Origin of the sequence: Roseateles aquae (assembly GCF_032337115.1) — a bacterium.
GTDB lineage: Bacteria > Pseudomonadota > Gammaproteobacteria > Burkholderiales > Burkholderiaceae_C > Roseateles_C > Roseateles_C aquae.
The window spans coordinates 199959-217156 of record NZ_JAVXZY010000009.1; the positions used below are offsets into that span (position 1 = coordinate 199959).

Consider the following 17198-nt stretch of genomic DNA (forward strand, 5'->3'; position numbering starts at 1 on the left):
CAAGTCGGGCACACGGCATCAGCCGCGCACATGGCCGCCACGCACCACCTGGCGCAGCGGATTGCGGCCAAAGTAATAGGCCAGCTCATTCGGATGGGCAATGTTCCAGACGCAGAAATCGGCGCGCTGGCCGGCGATCAGCTGGCCGCGATCCTTCAGGCCCAGCGCTGCCGCCGCATGCTGGGTCACGCCGCGCAGCGCCTCCTCGGGCGTCAGCCGGAACAGCGTGCAGGCCATGTTCAGCATCAAGAGCAGCGAGAGCGTTGGCGAGGTGCCGGGGTTGTGATCGGTGGAGATGGCCATGGGCACGCCGGCCTCGCGCAGCTGCTGCACCGGCGGCAGCTTGGTCTCGCGCAGGAAGTAGAAGGCCCCCGGCAGCAGCACGGCCACGGTGCCGCTGGCCTTCATCGCCGCGATGCCGGCCTCGCTGAGGTATTCCAGATGGTCGCAGGACAGCGCCTGGAACTCGCAGGCCAGCTGGGTGCCGCCCTGGTCAGACAGCTGCTCGGCATGCAGCTTGACCGGCAGGCCGAGCGCGCACGCCGCCTCGAACACACGCCGCGTCTGCGCCGTGGTGAAGCCTATGCCCTCGCAGAAGGCATCGACGGCGTCAACCAGGCCATCACGCTTGAGCTGCGGCAGCCATTGGCAGACCTGCTCGATGTACTCGTCCTGACGACCGAGGAATTCCGCCGGCACCGCATGGGCGCCGAGATAGGTGGTGCGCACATCCAGGCCCAGGGCCGAGAGCTTGCGCGCCACGCGCAGCATCTTGGCCTCGGCCACATGCGAGAGCCCGTAGCCGGACTTGACTTCGAGTGTGGTCACGCCTTCGCTCATCAAGGCCTGGGCGCGGTGCGCCGCCTGGGCATAGAGCTGGTGCTCGCTGGCCTCGCGGGTGGCCGTCACCGATGAGCGGATGCCGCCACCGGCGCGGCTGATGTCCTCATAGCTGGCGCCATGCAGGCGCATCTCGAACTCGTTGGCGCGCTGGCCGCCATAGACCAGATGGGTGTGGCAGTCGATCAGGCCCGGGGTCACGACCGCACCACCCAGCTCGTGGCGCTTTTGCACCAGTTGCAGGAGCTCGGCCGGCACCTCGGCCGCCGGGCCGACCCAGAGCAGCTGCTCACCGCGGGTCAGCAAGGCGCCCTGCTCGATCAGGCCCCAGGGTTGCTCACCAGCGAGGGTGACCAGGCGCGCGTCGTTCCACAGACTGATCATGGCAGCCACTCCATCCACCAGGCGGCGCCCTCGCCTTCAAAAATACAGGACTGTGCGGCGGGCGCTTCGCACCAGGCCAGGCTCAGGGGCCGCAGCGGCATGGCACGCGCGCCATGCTCGAGCAAGCCGCCCTTGGCCGTGAACAAACCGATCCACTGGGCCTGACCGGCCTGCGGCAGCAGCGCATGCGTGGCCGGCTGGACGCGAAGCGTGCCCTTGCCGCGGCGGTGCATCAGATTGAAGTCGCGGGTCGTGCCGCCGAGCAGCTCGCAATCAGGGGCCAGCTTGCCGTCGAAATGCAGCAGCTCATCGCCAACGCGCAGCTCGTAGTCATAGAGCCGTACGCCCTCGCCCTGCAACACGGCAAACCAGCGGTCGACGCCCTCGAACACCGAGAACGGACCATCGGCCTCGATATCGGCCACGCTGACCCGCAGCACCCAGTCATGCGCATGCGGCCAAGCCAGCAGCTCGCGAGTCTGGCCACCGCCATTGCGCCAGGCCTGTGGCGCCACGTTCTCGGCACTGATGATGCTCCAGCTCATGCCTGAAAACTCCCCTGCAGCAGATAGCGCGATCCGGGGTGGGTGAGCCGCACGGCGGTCACCGCCTGCCCCCGACTGTACGTCGTCCGCTTGACGATCAGGCAGGGTTCGCGCTTGCCGATGCCCAGCAGCTTGGCTTCAAGCTCGCCAGGCAGCGTGGCTTCAATCGTGTACTTGGCCTCGGACAGCGGAGCGGCTTCGAGCAGGTAATGGGTCGGTGTGGTCTGGCTGAAATCCAGACCGAGGTAATCAGGCGCGCAAGCCGGGTTCACAAGGCGATCCTCACATTGAATGGGGACGCCATTTTCCAAATGCACGATCAGGCTGTGAAACAGCGTTACCCCCGGTTTCAATCCAAAGCTGGCCGCCTGCTCGGCGCTGGCCTTGACGGCAGCCAGGCTGTGCACCCGCGCTTCGTGCTGATGGCCGCGCTCGGCGATCTCGTCATGCACGTCACGAACCGTCAGCGTCGAGGAAATCCGGTGCAGCTGGGCCACAAAAGTGCCCACCCCCTGCACCCGCTCGATCATGCCTTCCTGCAGCAGTTCGCGAAAGGCGCGGTTGACCGTCATGCGGCTCAGCTCGAATTGCGTGCCCAGCTCGGCCTCCGAGGGCAGCAGATCGCCCGGCACCCAGCGCCCGCTGGCAATGCCTTCGCGCAAGTGGTTCTTCACCTTCAGGTACTGCGGCTCTGGGCCGCTGGGGGATTTCCGCGCCATGGGTTGGGATCGTACTTGACTTAGCTTGTATAGACAACTAGAGTTCGCTCCACTTTGCACCCGCCGGCACCCTTGCCGGCAGGCCTGCCCCACCCCGTCAGGAGCTTTCGATGTCCGCCTCAACCTCCGCCCACGTTCCCGCCGGCCCTCGCGTCGTGCGCGCCCCCACCGGCACCCAACTCAGCTGCAAGAGCTGGCTGACCGAGGCCGCCTACCGGATGATCCAGAACAATCTGGACCCGGTGGTTGCAGAGAACCCCGATGCGCTGGTTGTCTACGGCGGCATCGGCAAGGCCGCGCGCAACTGGGACTGCTTCGAAGCCATCCTCGACACGCTCAAAAAGCTCGAGGCCGATGAGACCCTGCTGGTGCAGTCGGGCAAGCCGGTCGGCGTGTTCAAGACCCACGCCGACGCGCCGCGCGTGCTGATCGCCAACTCGAATCTGGTGCCGCACTGGGCCAACTGGGAGCACTTCAACGAGCTCGATCGCAAGGGCCTGATGATGTACGGCCAGATGACGGCCGGCAGCTGGATCTACATCGGCACCCAGGGCATCGTGCAAGGCACCTATGAAACCTTTGCAGAAGCCGGCCGCCAACACTATGGTGGATCACTCCAAGGCAAATGGGTGCTGACCGCCGGCCTCGGCGGCATGGGCGGCGCGCAGCCGCTGGCCGCCACCTTTGCCGGCGCCTGCTCGCTGAACATCGAGTGCCAGCAGTCGCGCATCGACTTCCGCCTGAAGACCCGCTATGTCGACGAGCAGGCCACCGATCTGGACGACGCACTGGCCCGCATTGCCAAGTACACCGCCGAGGGCAAGGCCATCTCGATCGCGCTCTTGGGCAATGCCGCCGAGATCCTGCCCGAGCTGGTGCGCCGCGCCAAGGCCGGCACCGCCATCAAGCCCGATCTGGTGACCGACCAGACCAGCGCCCACGACCTGATCAACGGCTATCTGCCGGCCGGCTGGACGGTCGAGCAATGGAAGGCCGCCGCGGCCGACCCGGCCCAGCATGCCGATCTGAAGGCCGCCGCCGCCCGCGGCTGCGCCGTCCATGTGCAGGCCATGCTGGACTTCCAGGCCATGGGCATCCCGACCGTCGACTATGGCAACAACATCCGCCAGGTCGCGCTGGAGCAAGGCGTGAAGAACGCCTTCGACTTCCCCGGCTTCGTGCCCGCCTATGTGCGCCCGCAGTTCTGCGAAGGCCGTGGCCCCTTCCGCTGGGTGGCACTCTCCGGCGACCCGGAAGACATCTACAAGACCGACGCCAAGATCAAGGAACTCTTCCCCCACCACGCGCATGTGCACCGCTGGCTGGACATGGCCAAGGAACGCATCGCCTTCCAGGGCCTGCCGGCACGCATCTGCTGGCTGGGCCTGGGCGAGCGCCACATCGCCGGCCTGGCCTTCAACGAGATGGTGCGCAAGGGTGAGCTGAAGGCGCCCATCGTCATCGGCCGCGATCACCTGGACAGCGGCTCGGTGGCCAGCCCGAATCGCGAGACCGAGAGCATGCAGGACGGCTCGGACGCCGTGTCCGACTGGCCGCTGCTGAACGCCCTCTTGAACACCGCCGGCGGCGCCACCTGGGTGAGCCTGCACCACGGCGGCGGCGTGGGCATGGGCTTCAGCCAGCACAGCGGTGTGGTCATCGTCTGCGATGGCACGGAAGCGGCCGACAAGCGCCTGACCCGCGTGCTCTACAACGACCCCGGCACCGGCGTGATGCGCCATGCCGATGCCGGCTACGAGATCGCCAAGACGGCGGCGCGCGAGCGCGGCCTGAACATGCCGATGCTGGACAAGTAAGCCCACCCCCTACTCGCTTCGCGAGCCCCCTCAAAGGGGGCGAGCCCGAGGGCCCGGCAAAGCCGGATCCCCGGGCTCCGCTTGGTTACTCCCCACACTGAGTCAAGTTATGCCCACTATCGAAATCACCCCCGGCCAGCTGACCCTGGCTCAGCTGCGCCAGATCCGTGCCGGCGGCGTCACGCTGAGCCTGCATGGCAGTGCCGCCGCCATCATCCAGCGCAGCGCCGCCGTTGTGCAGGCCGCGGCGGCCGGCGATGCGCCGGTCTATGGCGTCAACACCGGCTTTGGCAAGCTGGCTTCCAAGCGCATCAGCAAGGAAGAACTGGCCACGCTGCAGTTCAACCTGATCCGCTCGCACTGCGTAGGCGTCGGTGCGCCGCTGCAGCCCGAGGTCGTGCGCCTGATGCTGGCCACCAAGGCCGCCTCGCTGGCGCGCGGCCATTCCGGCGTCCGTGAAGTCGTCGTGCAAAGCCTGCTCGACGTCTTCAACGCCGGCCTGATTCCCTATGTGCCGGCGCAAGGCTCGGTCGGCGCCTCGGGCGATCTGGCCCCGCTGTCGCACATGACGCTGGCCCTGCTGGGCGAAGGCGAGATGCTGGTCAACGGCAAGCGCGTGCCCGCCCTGCCCGAACTGCAGAAACACGGCATCGCGCCGCTGGTGCTGCAGGCAAAGGAAGGCCTGGCGCTGATCAACGGCACGCAGACCAGCACCGCGCTGGCGCTGGAGGGCCTGATCCGCTTTGAGCAGGTCTATGCCTCGGCCATCGTCTCCGGCAGCTTGAGCCTGGACGCCGCCCGCGGCAGCGACGGCCCCTTCGACCCGCGCATCCACGAGGTGCGTGGCCAGCCCGGCCAGATCGAGGCGGCACGCGCCTACCGTCAGATCCTCGCCGGCAGCGCCATCCGCGAGTCACACAAGGAAGGCGACGAGCGCGTGCAAGACCCGTATTGCCTGCGCTGCCAGCCGCAGGTCATGGGCGCCTGTCTGGACCAGGCCCGTTATGTGCGCGATGTGCTGCTGCGCGAAGCCAATGCGGTGACCGACAACCCGCTGGTCTTTGCCCATGAGGACGGCTCCAGCTATATGGTCTCCGGCGGCAACTTCCATGCCGAGCCGGTGGCCCTGGCCGCCGATGCGCTGGCCTGCGCGATTGCCGAGGTCGGCGCCATCGCCGAGCGTCGCATCGCGATGCTGATCGATGCCGGCGTGTCGCGCCTGCCGCCCTTCCTGACCGAGAACGCCGGCCTGAACTCGGGCTTCATGATCGCCCATGTGACCGCCGCCGCCCTGGCCAGCGAGAACAAGAGCCTGGCCCACCCGGCCAGCGTCGACAGCCTGCCGACCAGCGCCAACCAGGAAGACCATGTCTCCATGGCCACCTTCGGCGCGCGTCGTCTGGGCAATATGCTGGACAACACCGCCCACATCATCGGCATCGAGCTGCTCGCCGCCGCCCAGGGCATCGAATTCCTGCGCCCGCTGAAGAGCTCGGCCGCGCTGGAGGAAGTGCACGCCCTGGTGCGCAAGACCTGCCCCGCCATGCCGACCGACCACTACCTGGCGCCCAGCATCGAAGCGGCCACCGAGCTGGTTTTTGCCGGTGAGCTGGCGGCCCTGGTCGAACGCGAAGGCAGCATCGTCGTGCTGCCCTGAGCCTGAAGCGCCTCAAAGGCCGAAAGCCAACACGCAATAACAGACCACAGAGACACGGAGTCACGGAGGAAACACAGAGCGAGTGCTGAGCCAACGGGCTTTGAATTCCTCTGTGTCTCCGTGGCGTTGTGGTCTGTTTTCTCTTGATCGCATAGCGTCCGTGGCAATAGCGCCCCGGGATAAATACCGAGCCGTGCCCGGCCCGGCGCGCGACATCATCGGGCTCCCATCTCAGCGGAGTGCCCGAGGCATGAACAAGCGTCTGATCACCATCGCCGCCTTGGCTGCGGCCAGCCTCATCGGCCCGGCCCGTGCCGACGATGTGAAGCTCGCCATCGGCATCTCCGGCTGGACCGGCTTCGCCCCGCTGACGCTGGCCAAGGAGGCCGGCCTGTTCAAAAAGCAGGGGCTGGATGTCAGCCTGAAGAAGATCCCGCAGAAAGACCGCCATCTGGCCATCGCCTCCGGCGACGTGCAGTGCGCCGCCACCACGGTCGAAACCTGGGTGGTCTGGAACGCCAACGGCGTGGCCACGACGCAGATCTTCCAGCTCGACAAGAGCTATGGCGCTGATGGCATGGTGGTCAAGCCGGGCATTGCCAGGATCGCCGATCTGAAGGGCAAGACCGTCGCCGCCAGTGCGCCCGGCACCGCGCCCTATTTCACGCTGGCCTGGATGCTCAAGAAGAACGGCCTGTCGGTGAAGGACGTCAAGGTCGTCAACCTGGAGCCGCAGGCCGCCGCCAATGCCTTCATCGCCGGCGTCGGCGAGGTCGACGCCGGCATGACCTACGAGCCCTACCTGAGCGGCGTGCGCGCCAAACCCGAGGCCGGCAAGATCATCGCCACGACGCTGGACTATCCGGTCGTGATGGACACCTTTGGCTGCACGCCCAAGTTCCTGGCCGAGAACCCCAAGGCCGCGCGCGGCCTGGCCGAGGCCTATTTCGAGGCGCTGGAGCTGATCAAGAAAGACCCGAAGAAGAGCTTCGAGATCATGGGCGCCGACGTCAAGCAAAGCGGCGAGGCCTTCGAGAAGAGCCAGGCCTATCTGCGCTGGCAGGACCGTGCCGCCAACCAGAAGTTCTTTGCCGGCGAGCATGCGCAGTTCAGCAAGGAAGCGGCCGAGCTGCTGCTGGAGCTGGGCGTGATCAAGCAGCTGCCGGACATGAGCAAGCTGGCCACCACGCAGTTCATCGCCCCCTGAGGCCGGCCCGCCCTTGAAACCGCTGCAGCCCGTTTCGGCGCGGGCCCGGCTCTGGCTGGGTCTGGCCTTCTTTGCGCTCTTCATCGCACTGTGGTCGGCGCTGACATTTGGCGGCGTGGTCAGCAAGACCTTTCTCGCCGACCCGTGGCAGATGCTGAACTCCGGCCGGCTGCTGCTCACCGAGCAGGGCTTCGCCACCGACATCGGCATGACGGTCTGGCGCGTGCTCGGCGGCTTTGCCATTGCCGCGGCCCTGGCCCTGCCGCTGGGCGTGCTGATGGGCGCCTACAAGGCCGTCGAGGCCTTCTTCGAGCCCTTTGTGTCCTTCGCCCGCTACCTGCCGGCCTCGGCCTTCATCCCGCTGCTGATCCTCTGGGCGGGCATTGGCGAGGCACAGAAGCTGGCGCTGATCTTCATCGGCAGCTTCTTTCAGCTCGTCCTGATGATCGCGGTGGCGGTGGGCAACAGCCGGCGCGATCTGGTCGAGGCGGCCTACACCCTGGGCGTTAGCGACCGTGGCCTGATCCGCCGCGTGCTGATCCCCGGCGCCGCGCCGGAGATCGCCGAGATCCTGCGCATGGTGCTGGGCTGGGCCTGGACCTATGTGATCGTCGCCGAGCTGGTGGGCGCCTCCAGCGGCATCGGCCACATGATCACCGACAGCCAGGCCCTGCTGGCCACCGACCAGATCATCTTCGGCATCATCGTCATCGGCTTGATCGGCCTCTTGAGCGACTTTGGCTTCAAGGCGCTGAATCGCAAGCTTTTTCCGTGGGCATGGATTGCACGATGACAGCACCCATCCTCAGCCTGCGCGGCGTGGCGCGGCGCTTCCATGTATCTGGCCAGACCCCAACCCAGGCCTTGCAATCCACCAATCTGGACCTCGCCGAGAACGATTTCCTCACCTTGCTCGGCCCCTCCGGCTGTGGCAAGAGCACCTTGCTGCGCATCGTCGCCGGGCTGGAGCGGGCCAGCGAGGGTCAGGTCTTGCTCGATGGCGCGCCGGTCAACGGCCCCGGCGCCGACCGCGGCATGGTGTTCCAGAGCTACACCCTGTTCCCCTGGCTGACGGTGCTGGACAACGTCGCCTTCGGCCTGCGCGAGCGCGGGCTGCCGCGCGCCGAGCAGATCGAGCAGGCGCAGGCCTGGCTGGCTCGGGTCGGCTTGCAGAACTTTGCCCAGCACTACCCCAAACAGCTCAGCGGCGGCATGCAGCAGCGCACCGCCCTGGCCCGCGCGCTGGCCAACCGGCCGCGCATGCTCTTGATGGACGAGCCCTTCGGCGCGCTCGACCACCAGACCCGCGAGCTGATGCAGGAGCTGCTGCTGACGCTGTGGGAACGCGAACGCACGACGGTGATCTTCGTCACCCATGACATCGACGAGGCGCTGTTCATGGGCAGCCGCGTCGCGGTGATGAGCGCCCGGCCTGGCCGCATCAAGTGCGAGCTGCCCCTGCCCTTTGCCCATCCGCGCCACTATTCGCTGAAGACCACGCCCGAGTTCGCCGCGCTGAAGCGCGAGCTGACCGAGCAATTGCGCACGGAAGTGCTGGCCGCGGCGCTGGCCTGAGTCGGCATTCCGGGGCAAGATCGCAGGCTGCCCACCCGACAGGCAAGCCCTCTCATGCCTTTGCCAATCCGTCTCTTGATTGCCCTGCTGCTGGCCGGCTGCTCCCAGCTGTGTCTGGCGCTGAACATAGCCTTCATCAACCCGGGCCGCCATGACGAGCCCTTTTGGCGTACGGCCGGCGAGGCGATGCAGGCCGCGGCGCAAAGCCTGGGCGTGCAGTTCGAGCAGCTGTTTGCCGAACGCGATCCCGAGCGCATGGTGCAGCTGGCGCGGGACATCGCCGCACGCGCCCCGGCGCAGCGGCCCGACTACGTCATCCTGGTCAACGAGAAAGGCACGCTGGTGCAATCGGCGCAGGTCCTGGGCAGCGCGGGCATCAAGAGCTTTGCAGCATTCAACGGCCTATTGCCGCAGGATCTCCAGCGCTTTGCGCCACGGCGCGGTCTGCCGCTGCTGATGGGCAGCCTCGAGTCGCCAGCCGAGGAGGCCGGCTACCTGACAATGAAGACGCTGATCCGCCAAGCCGCCGCCGGCTCGACCGGGCAGCGACTGCAGCTGTTGGCCATCAACGGCGATCGCTCCACCCCCGTCTCCATCCAGCGCAACAACGGCATGCGCCGTGCCTTGGCCGAACACCCCGAGGTCGAGCTGCTGCAGCAGAGCTTTGCCGATTGGCGCCGTGATTTGGCCGAGCAGCAGGCCGGCGCCCTGCTGGCCCGCCATCCCGGCGTGCGGATGATCTGGACCGCCAGCGACCTGATGGCCTTCGGCGCCATGGACGCCGCCAGCCGCGCCGGCCGCAAGCCGGGCCAGGACCTCTTCTTTGCCAGCATCAACACCTCCAAGGAGGCCATGCTGGCGCTGATCGATGGCCGGTTGAGCAGCCTGGCCGGCGGCCACTTTCTGGCCGGCGCCTGGGCCATCGTGATGCTTTACGACCTGCACGGCGGCCGCGACTTCGCGCAGGACGAGGGGCTGACGCTGCAGCGCTCGCTGTTCATGCAGTTCGGCCAGGCCGAGGCGCGCCGCTATCTGGCCCGCTACGGCGAGGGCATCAAGGAGCTGGACTTCCGCCGCTACAGCAAGCTGCTGAACCCGGCCGTCAAGCGCTATGCCTTCGATTCGCTGCCGCTGCTGCGTTGATGCCTACAAGCCCAGATCCAGCGCCCGTGACGCCCCAGCCAGCGCCGGCGACACCTCGGCATTGATCACATAGCAGGGAATCGGCTGCAGAAAGCCGCTCAGCCGGCCCTTGGCCTCGAAGCGGCTGCGAAAGGCCGAGCTGCTCAGCGGCTTCAGCAGCCGCGGCGCGACGCCGCCGCCGATGTAGACGCCGCCGCGCGCGCCAAAGCTCAGCGCCAGATTGCCGGCCACGCTGCCCAGAAAACCGCAAAAGAGCTGGATGGCCTGGCTGGCCAGCGCATCGCCCTGCTCGGCCCGGCTCAGCACCTCGGCCGGCGCCAGCGCCGGTGCGGGCTGGCCCTGCAACTCGGCCCCGGCCTGGTAGAGATTCACCAGGCCCGGGCCGGACAGCGCCCGCTCCGCCGACACATGACCGAAGCGCTGGCGCAGCCTGGCAATCACCGCGTCTTCAAATTCATCCTGGCCGGCCAGCGTGGCATGGCCGCCCTCGCCGGAGACCGGCCACCAGCCGCCACCGGGCAGCGGCATCAGACCGGCCACGCCCAGGCCGGTGCCGGCACCCAGCACCGCGATGGCCGAGCCTGCAACCGCCTCGCCCGGGCCCAGCGCATGCAACTGCGTCGGCAGCAGATCGGGAATGCCCAGCGCCAGCGCGGCGAAGTCGTTGATGACGCTGAGCCGCTTCAGGCCCAGTTCGCGCTGCAGCGCGCTGATCGAGAAGGTCCAGGCGCCGTTGGTCATGCGCACCTCGTCGCCGCTGATCGGGTAGGCGATGCCGATGGCCAGCGCGCGCGGCCGTGGCAGGCCCTGCTGCTGCAGATAGGCGTCGATCGAGGCGCCTATCGTCGGCTGCTCGGCACAGCGGTAGTTGGCACAGGCCGTCAGCGCGGCGCCGGGCTCGGCCACCCAGGCAAAGCGCACATTGGTGCCGCCGATATCGGCCAGCAGGCGGGGGAAGGTGTCAGCGTCGGGAACAGGGGTCAGCATGGTGGCAATTCAGAAGCACCGGGGCAACTCAGGCCGCGGCGCGGTACGGGGCGCACAGGCGTTCGACATAGGCCTGATGCGAGGGCAGGCCGTTCAGCTGCCGACTGACTTGCGCGCGGATGCTGCCGAGGAACTGCGACAGCTCCGCGTCGCCCATCAGATCGGCGACCGGGTGGTAGTGCTGCGGCGTGATGCCCTGGCCCATCATCACCTGCACCCAGGAGTTCTCGGCGAAGAGCTGATCCAGCGGGCGGAACACCCGCCCGGTTTCGCGGAACAGCTCGATGCGATGGCGCAGGCTGTCGGGCACCGCCATCGTGCGCACATGCTTCCACAGCGCCGAATCGTCTCGCTCGGTGACGTGGTAGTGCAGGATGATGAAGTCGCGGATGTGCTGCAGATCATCCGTCGTCTGCTGGTTGAACTCGCGCACATCGACCTCGCGAATGCCACCGGCCGGGAACAGCCGCATCAGCCGGATGGCGGCGCGCTGGATCAGGTGGATGCTGGTCGACTCCAGCGGCTCGATGAAGCCGCTGGCCAGGCCCATGGCCACGCAGTTGCGATGCCAGACCTGGTGACGCTGGCCGGGCTGGAAACGCAGGAGGCGCGGCTCGGTCAGCAGCTCGCCCTCGACATGGCGGCGCAGCAGGTCCGGCGCATCGGCATCGGCCAATTCCTTGCTGCTGTAGACCAGGCCGTTGCCGACCCGGTGCTGCAGCGGAATGCGCCACTGCCAGCCAAAGGCATGGGCGATCGAGCGGGTATAGGGCGGCGCCTCGCGCACCGAGGCGGTCTGCACGGCCACGGCGCGGTCGCAGGGCAGCCAGTGGCTCCAGTCCTCGTAGCCCACGCCCAGGGTCTCGCCCAGCAGCAGCGCGCGAAAGCCGGTGCAGTCGATGAAGAGATCACCCTCGACGCGGGCGCCGTCATTCATCTGCAGCGCCGCCAGATCGCCGCTGGGCGCCTGCAGCACCGCGGCAATCTTGCCCTCGATGCGGCGCACGCCATGGGCCTCGGCCAGGCCGCGCAGAAAGCGGGCGTAGCGCGTGGCATCGAGGTGGTAGGCGTAGTTCATGCCGTTTTGCGGCAGGTGCGCAAAGCGCTGTTCCTCGGCCGCGCGCAGCTCCAGGCAATAGTCGCCATAGGGCGCCGCCAGGCCCCGTTGCCGCCCCTTCAGCCAGAAGTGCTGGAAGCCAGCGCTCCAGTGGTCCTTGCCGGTGATGCCGAAGGAGTGGATGTAGTCCTCGCCCGGCGCCTTCCAGCCTTCGAACTTGATGCCCAGCTTGAAGGTGGCCTGGGTGGCGGCCATGAACTCGGCCTCGTTCAGGCCCAGCAGCTCGTGAAAGGTGTGCAGCGCCGGAATGGTGGCCTCGCCAACACCGACGGTGCCGATCTCATCGGACTCGACCAGCCGGATCTCCAACTGCTTGCCCATCAGCTTGCCCATCAGCGCGGCCACCATCCAGCCGGCGGTGCCGCCACCGGCGATGACGACGCGGCGCACCGGGCGCGGTTCGGAATGCATGGGCTGTACCGTCATGGTGAGCACCTCATCTGTTCAGTTTCTTCAGCAGCCAGGCACGCATCCTGCGCATGCCGGCCTCGGTGAAGGGCGCGAGCAGGCCGCGCGCCGCTTCGGGGATGTGGGCCGCCGTGTGGGCATCGGCATCGAACACATAGTGGTCGAACAAGGCGCGCCAGGCGGCCCGCTCGGCGGGCGGCAGATCGCGCACGGTGGCCAGGGCCAGCCACAAGGCGGTGTTCGGCGAGTCCGACCATTCCGGGCTCTTGCGCCACCAGTAGTTGATCAGGCCGCTGAAAGGCTCCAAGGCCTCGACCCGGTGCCACCACAGGCTGGGCAGGTAGAGCGCGTCGCCAGGCGCCAGCTCAACGACCTGGGCTCGTTCCAGCGCCCGTGCATAACGGGGAAAGTGTTGCTGCCAGTCCGGCGCCAGCGGATCGACCAGACTGACGGGCTGGCCGGCCGGCGTCAGGTCCAGCGGGCCGATGTAGAGATCGCCCACCGCATCGGGTGGAAAGACGGTAAAGCGGCGCCGGCCGCTGACACAGCAGGCCAGATTGCTGGGCCAGTCCTGATGGGCCGGCACGGTGATCTGGTTGCCGAGCCAGAGGCTGGCCAGCGGCGGCTCGAGCGTCTCCAGCTGCAGCGGGTGGCTTGATGAAAAGCCGGGCAGGCAGCTGTCGACGCTGGTCGAGCCCATGTAGAGAAAGGAAGGCGCCGGCGCTTGCTGCAAGGCCAGTAGTTGATCAAGCACGGCGCCAAAAGGCATCAGCCGGCGCTCGAAGTTGAAGCCGCTGAACTCGGCGTTGTAGGTAATGCGCCCGCCGGTGTCGGCCGCCATCTCGAACACGCCGACGGTGGCGTCGCGCCAGTGCGAGCGCAAGACCGCGGCCGCCGCTGCGGCGCCCTGATGGGCCGCCTGCACCAAGGGCCAGTGCGCCAGCAGGCCGCGCACGACACAGGGCTCGTCGGCCGTCAGCAGCCCCGCCGGCACCTCACCCGGCTGGCTGCAGCGCAGTTCATGCATGGCCGAGGCGCTGTTCACGCTGGATCAGCTCGGGCAGCCGCGCCAGCGAAGCCGCGGCCATCGCGATCGGCATCCAGTGGCCGGCCTCATGCAGCGCAGCCACGGCCGCACCCGACAAGCCCTCCAGCCGGTCTTCGTCGATCACGTAATAGCCGGCCAAGCGCTGCACCTGGCCATCGGCTTGCGTGATGTCCAGACTCATCGGTTCCAGCAGCTGGTGCTGCAGCAAGGCCTCGATGAAGTCGGGCAGCGACTGCAAGCCCTCATGCAGCGCCTGCAGCACCGACACCCGCCGCTCCAGCACGAGCGACTGCCCGCCATGCGGCAGAAACAGCGGCTCGCCCTCTTGCAGGCTCAGGCGCGGGCTGTCCAGGTCGATATGCACCACCCAATCCTCACCGTCCCGCCCGACCAGCAAGGGCTGGCGTTCCAGCGCCCAGGGCAGATGGGCCGCTGCCCAGCCCTGCGCGCCCAGAAAGGCATTGCGCGGCCGGGTCAGGCCCAGCAAGGCCAGCGGCTGAAAACCCGCTGCCTCGCTGCTTTGCTGGAAGACGATGGGGAAATGCGCCTGCACCAGCCTGAATTCGGCCGGCACCGTGGGCACGGCTGAGACCGCATCACCCCAATCGGGATTCAGCTGGGTCTGCAGCCGCAAATCGCGGTGGCTGAGGTTGTCAAGCAGTGCAGCGCGCATGGCTTCTACGGGCTTCAGAAGGTGTAACGGGCGTTCAACATATAACGACGGCCGGTCTGGGTGTAGTACTGGGTCTGCTCCTTGGCGCGCCCGTGGATGCGCTGGATGCCGTCGTTCAGATTGAGCGCTTCGAAGTTGAGGCTCAGGTTCTTGTTGAATTTATAGCCCAAGCTGAGGTCCACCTGGCCATAGGCATCGGTGTAAGCCGGGCCGGCGCTGCCAAACACATCGGCGGTGGTGCCACTGAGGAACTCGGCGCGCCAGTTGTAGGCCACCCGCACGCTGTACTTGTTGTCCTCGTAGAAGGCCACCAGGTTGGCCGAATCACCCAGGCCGATCAAGGCGTTCTGTGCGGTCAGGTTGGCGTTGTCGTACTTCAGGCCCGACTTCACCCAGGTGTAGTTGGCCGCTGCGCCAAAGCCGCTGTTGCCGAAGGCGTGCTGGACATTGAACTCGACGCCATTGATGTGGTCGCTGCGCGCATTGGTGGGCAGACTCACCTTGAAGCTGGCCGCCGGGTCGCCTGGCTGCCCCGCGATGGTGCCCAGCGCGTTGCCCCCTCCGTCAACACCCGTCTTCACGACGCCCTTGCTGCCGTTGTAGGTGTTCAGGATGTAGTTGCGGATGCACATCGCATCCTTGGTGGCACAACTCTTGGCAATCGCCTCGTTGTACAGCGGACCACCGATCGGCGTGGTCAAACCGGCCGGCGCCACCGTCTGGCTGCTGCTGCCAATGAAGTTGCTGATGTTCTTGCGGAAGGCGCCGAGCGCGGCATAGCTGCTCTTGGCGTAGTAGTACTCGGCCGAGAAATCCAGGTTCTTGGACAACAGCGGCTTCAGCGCCGGATTGCCCTGGCTACCCGAACCGCCGTCGACGCGGAAATCATTCAGCGTCACCCCCCCCTGGATGGCGCCCCAATCTGGACGCCCGATGGTCTCGCCATAGCTGGCGCGCAGCTTGAGCTTGCTGCTGATGTCAGCCTCCCAGTCGATGCTGGGCAGCACATAGCTGTACTTGCCTGTCAGCGAGGTGAAGGATGGCGTGTCACGGACCAGGCTGAATTCATTGGCCGATACCCACCTGATGCCCGTCACCGTGGGCACCAGCGCTTGCGAATTGACCGTGGTGCTCTCGTAGCGCAGGCCCATGGCCACATTCATCGGCACGCCCCACTCCCAGTCCCTGGTGTACTGCAGGAAGGCGCTGGTCGATTTCTCTTGCGTGCGACGATCGTCGGTGAAGATGGACGAGGGCACAAACCACTTGTCGCTGCCGTCGGCCTTGATGGCGGCGGCGCGCACGGCCTGGAAGTCCCAAAGGTAGAAGTTGTTGAACAGGCCCGAGCCGTTGGAACCCATCGAATGGCCAAAGAAGGATTGCAGCTGCGCCGGCTTCCACAGCGCGTCGTCGTAGGCGGCCGGGGTGTTGTGGCCGCCCCAGTCGGCCTGCTCCACCACCGCATAGGCGGTGCGGTTCTTGACCTTGGTCAGACCCACGCCGAAGTCCAGGCCCGAGTTGTCGTTGATGACGTACTTGCCCTTGAGCTGCGCCTGATCGATCTCGTTGCGCATATAGCTGTTGCGGAACGAAGAACCGGTCACCTGCATCAGGCTCGGACCCTTGGCCGGATCGCCCGCGATGTCGATGCTCAAGACCGGAAACTTCTGCGTGAAGTCGGCCGTAGCGCTGGCACGGTTCTGCATCGACACGCCCAGCGTGGAATTGCTGCCATAGGGGCTGTCCGCGCCCGAGGTGGCGGTGGAATGGTGGGCATCCAGTTCGAACGACAGTGCCTTGGACGCCTTCCACGCCACGTTCAGGCCGGTGGACTCATTCTTGTTCTTGGTGCCGTAGATGCTGCCAGCCATGGCCACGTCGGCCGGCGAGGCATAGGGCTCGGTATAGGTCTTGGGTGCGGCGATGGGGCCGTCGTTCCAGCTCGAGGCGGACGGGCCGAAGTTGAACCAGGCTGACAGCTCATGGCGCTTGGAATGGACCTTGTTTTCCGAATAGGTGTGGTCCATCGTGGCGACCATGCTGTCCATCGGCTTGAACTGCATGACGAGCTGGCCATTGGTGCGGGTGCGCTCGAAGGCATTCAGGCTGTAGCGCATTTCCTGCGGCACCACATAGAGATCGCCGGGCTTGGGCCGGTTGACGATCTTGTCGGCACCCGGCTGGCCGGGCAGCGGGATCGTGCCCCAGTTCTGCTCATCGCCCTTGAAGGTGCGCCAACCGGCATCGACGGCGGCCTGGTTGTAGCCACCATTGCGCTTTTGCACGCTGCCGACCAGGGCAATGCCGAAGCGGCCATCGGCGAACACATCGCTGTAGATGCCGGAGACTTCGGGCGTCACCTGGCTGCCGCGGCTCATCTCGGGCAGGCGCTTGTTGGAATCGTCGCTGACCAGCTTCACACCGACGCTGGCGACACGCCGGTTGCTGTCCAGCGGACGGGCGGTCTTGATATTGATGGTGGCACCAATACCGCCGGTGGGCGTTTCGGCGCGGCTGGTCTTGTAGACCTCCAGCGCGGCCACGCCTTCGGACGCGAGATTGGCAAAGTCGAACGAGCGCGAGTTCGAGGCAAAGGTGTTGCCAATGCTGGACGCCGGCATCTGTCGGCCGTTGAGCAGCACCAGATTGAAGTCCGGGCCGACACCGCGCACAGTGATCTTGGAACCCTCGCCATTGCTGCGGTCGATCGACACCCCGGAGATGCGCTGCATCGACTCGGCCAGGTTGGCGTCGGGGAACTTGCCGATGTCCTCGGCCACGATGCCATCGACCAGGCCGCGCGCATTGCGCTTCAGGTTGAGCGAGGTCTCCAGGCTCTGCCGAATGCCGGTAACAACCACCGCATCAAGTTGGGCTCCTGGCGCACTGCTGGCGGGGGCATCGGCTTGCTGCGCCTGCGCGCCCAAGCCGGCCACCAGCAGGCCGGCGGCGCTTGCCAGACGTGACAAACGGGTGACGGGTCGAGGATTTCTCATGAACTTGTCTCCGGTGCATTTTTTAGGGTCTGCCGAATGAAACGCATGAAAGCGCTTTCATTGATTTGGAGAATCGCGCATT

At 66.7% G+C, this 17198-nt stretch carries 14 protein-coding genes; 6 read left to right on the plus strand and 8 right to left on the minus strand.

Annotated elements, in window-relative coordinates:
* Positions 1 to 18: 18 nt before the first annotated feature.
* Genes hutI through hutC form a run of 3 tightly spaced genes read right to left on the minus strand, consistent with a single transcriptional unit; the run spans position 19 to position 2488 of the window.
* Positions 19 to 1224, minus strand: coding sequence for an imidazolonepropionase (hutI, locus tag RQP53_RS19870; RefSeq protein WP_315652427.1), 1206 nt, complete (start codon positions 1222 to 1224; stop codon positions 19 to 21).
* Positions 1221 to 1769 carry a HutD/Ves family protein gene (locus tag RQP53_RS19875; RefSeq protein WP_315652428.1) on the minus strand — a complete coding sequence of 183 codons (549 nt, stop codon included), beginning with the start codon at positions 1767 to 1769 and terminating at the stop codon, positions 1221 to 1223. Before RQP53_RS19875 ends, hutI begins: the two co-directional genes overlap by 4 nt.
* On the minus strand, positions 1766 to 2488 hold the full coding sequence (gene hutC / locus RQP53_RS19880; RefSeq protein WP_315652429.1) for a histidine utilization transcriptional repressor HutC: 723 nt from the start codon (positions 2486 to 2488) through the stop codon (positions 1766 to 1768). Before hutC ends, RQP53_RS19875 begins: the two co-directional genes overlap by 4 nt.
* A 110-nt stretch (positions 2489 to 2598) precedes the next feature.
* Here hutC and hutU point away from each other — a divergent pair, with 110 nt between their 5' ends.
* The 6 genes from hutU (at position 2599) to RQP53_RS19910 (ending at position 9887) form a co-directional block, all read left to right on the plus strand.
* Positions 2599 to 4305, plus strand: coding sequence for a urocanate hydratase (gene hutU / locus RQP53_RS19885; protein ID WP_315652430.1), 1707 nt, complete (start codon positions 2599 to 2601; stop codon positions 4303 to 4305).
* Positions 4306 to 4414: 109 nt separating this feature from the next.
* Positions 4415 to 5962 carry a histidine ammonia-lyase gene (gene hutH, locus RQP53_RS19890; RefSeq protein ID WP_315652431.1) on the plus strand — a complete coding sequence of 516 codons (1548 nt, stop codon included), beginning with the start codon at positions 4415 to 4417 and terminating at the stop codon, positions 5960 to 5962.
* A gap of 250 nt (positions 5963 to 6212) precedes the next feature.
* Positions 6213 to 7169, plus strand: a complete 957-nt coding sequence (locus RQP53_RS19895) for an ABC transporter substrate-binding protein (RefSeq protein ID WP_315652432.1) — start codon at positions 6213 to 6215, stop codon at positions 7167 to 7169.
* 13 nt (positions 7170 to 7182) lie between these two features.
* On the plus strand, positions 7183 to 7962 hold the full coding sequence (locus tag RQP53_RS19900) for an ABC transporter permease (protein ID WP_315652433.1): 780 nt from the start codon (positions 7183 to 7185) through the stop codon (positions 7960 to 7962).
* Positions 7959 to 8744: an ABC transporter ATP-binding protein gene (locus RQP53_RS19905; protein WP_315652434.1), complete on the plus strand. Its 786-nt coding sequence runs from the start codon at positions 7959 to 7961 to the stop codon at positions 8742 to 8744. Before RQP53_RS19900 ends, RQP53_RS19905 begins: the two co-directional genes overlap by 4 nt.
* 54 nt (positions 8745 to 8798) lie before the next feature.
* Positions 8799 to 9887, plus strand: a complete 1089-nt coding sequence (locus tag RQP53_RS19910; RefSeq protein ID WP_315652435.1) for an ABC transporter substrate-binding protein — start codon at positions 8799 to 8801, stop codon at positions 9885 to 9887.
* A gap of 3 nt (positions 9888 to 9890) precedes the next feature.
* Here RQP53_RS19910 and glk read toward each other — a convergent pair whose 3' ends face one another.
* From glk to RQP53_RS19935, 5 genes are read right to left on the minus strand one after another with little or no spacing between them, the layout of a single operon-like run.
* Positions 9891 to 10874 (minus strand): glucokinase, encoded by a 984-nt coding sequence (glk, locus tag RQP53_RS19915; protein WP_315652436.1) that lies wholly within the window; start codon positions 10872 to 10874, stop codon positions 9891 to 9893.
* A 28-nt stretch (positions 10875 to 10902) separates the two neighbouring features.
* On the minus strand, positions 10903 to 12417 hold the full coding sequence (locus RQP53_RS19920) for a tryptophan halogenase family protein (protein WP_315652437.1): 1515 nt from the start codon (positions 12415 to 12417) through the stop codon (positions 10903 to 10905).
* Between the two features lie 10 nt (positions 12418 to 12427).
* A complete protein-coding gene (locus RQP53_RS19925; protein ID WP_315652438.1) occupies positions 12428 to 13444 on the minus strand; it encodes a cupin-like domain-containing protein in 1017 nt (338 codons plus the stop codon).
* On the minus strand, positions 13419 to 14120 hold the full coding sequence (locus RQP53_RS19930) for a SapC family protein (RefSeq protein WP_315652439.1): 702 nt from the start codon (positions 14118 to 14120) through the stop codon (positions 13419 to 13421). The genes RQP53_RS19925 and RQP53_RS19930 overlap by 26 nt, the downstream gene beginning before the upstream one ends.
* Positions 14121 to 14134: 14 nt before the next feature.
* Positions 14135 to 17116 (minus strand): TonB-dependent receptor, encoded by a 2982-nt coding sequence (locus tag RQP53_RS19935; protein ID WP_315652440.1) that lies wholly within the window; start codon positions 17114 to 17116, stop codon positions 14135 to 14137.
* Positions 17117 to 17198: the final 82 nt, after the last annotated feature.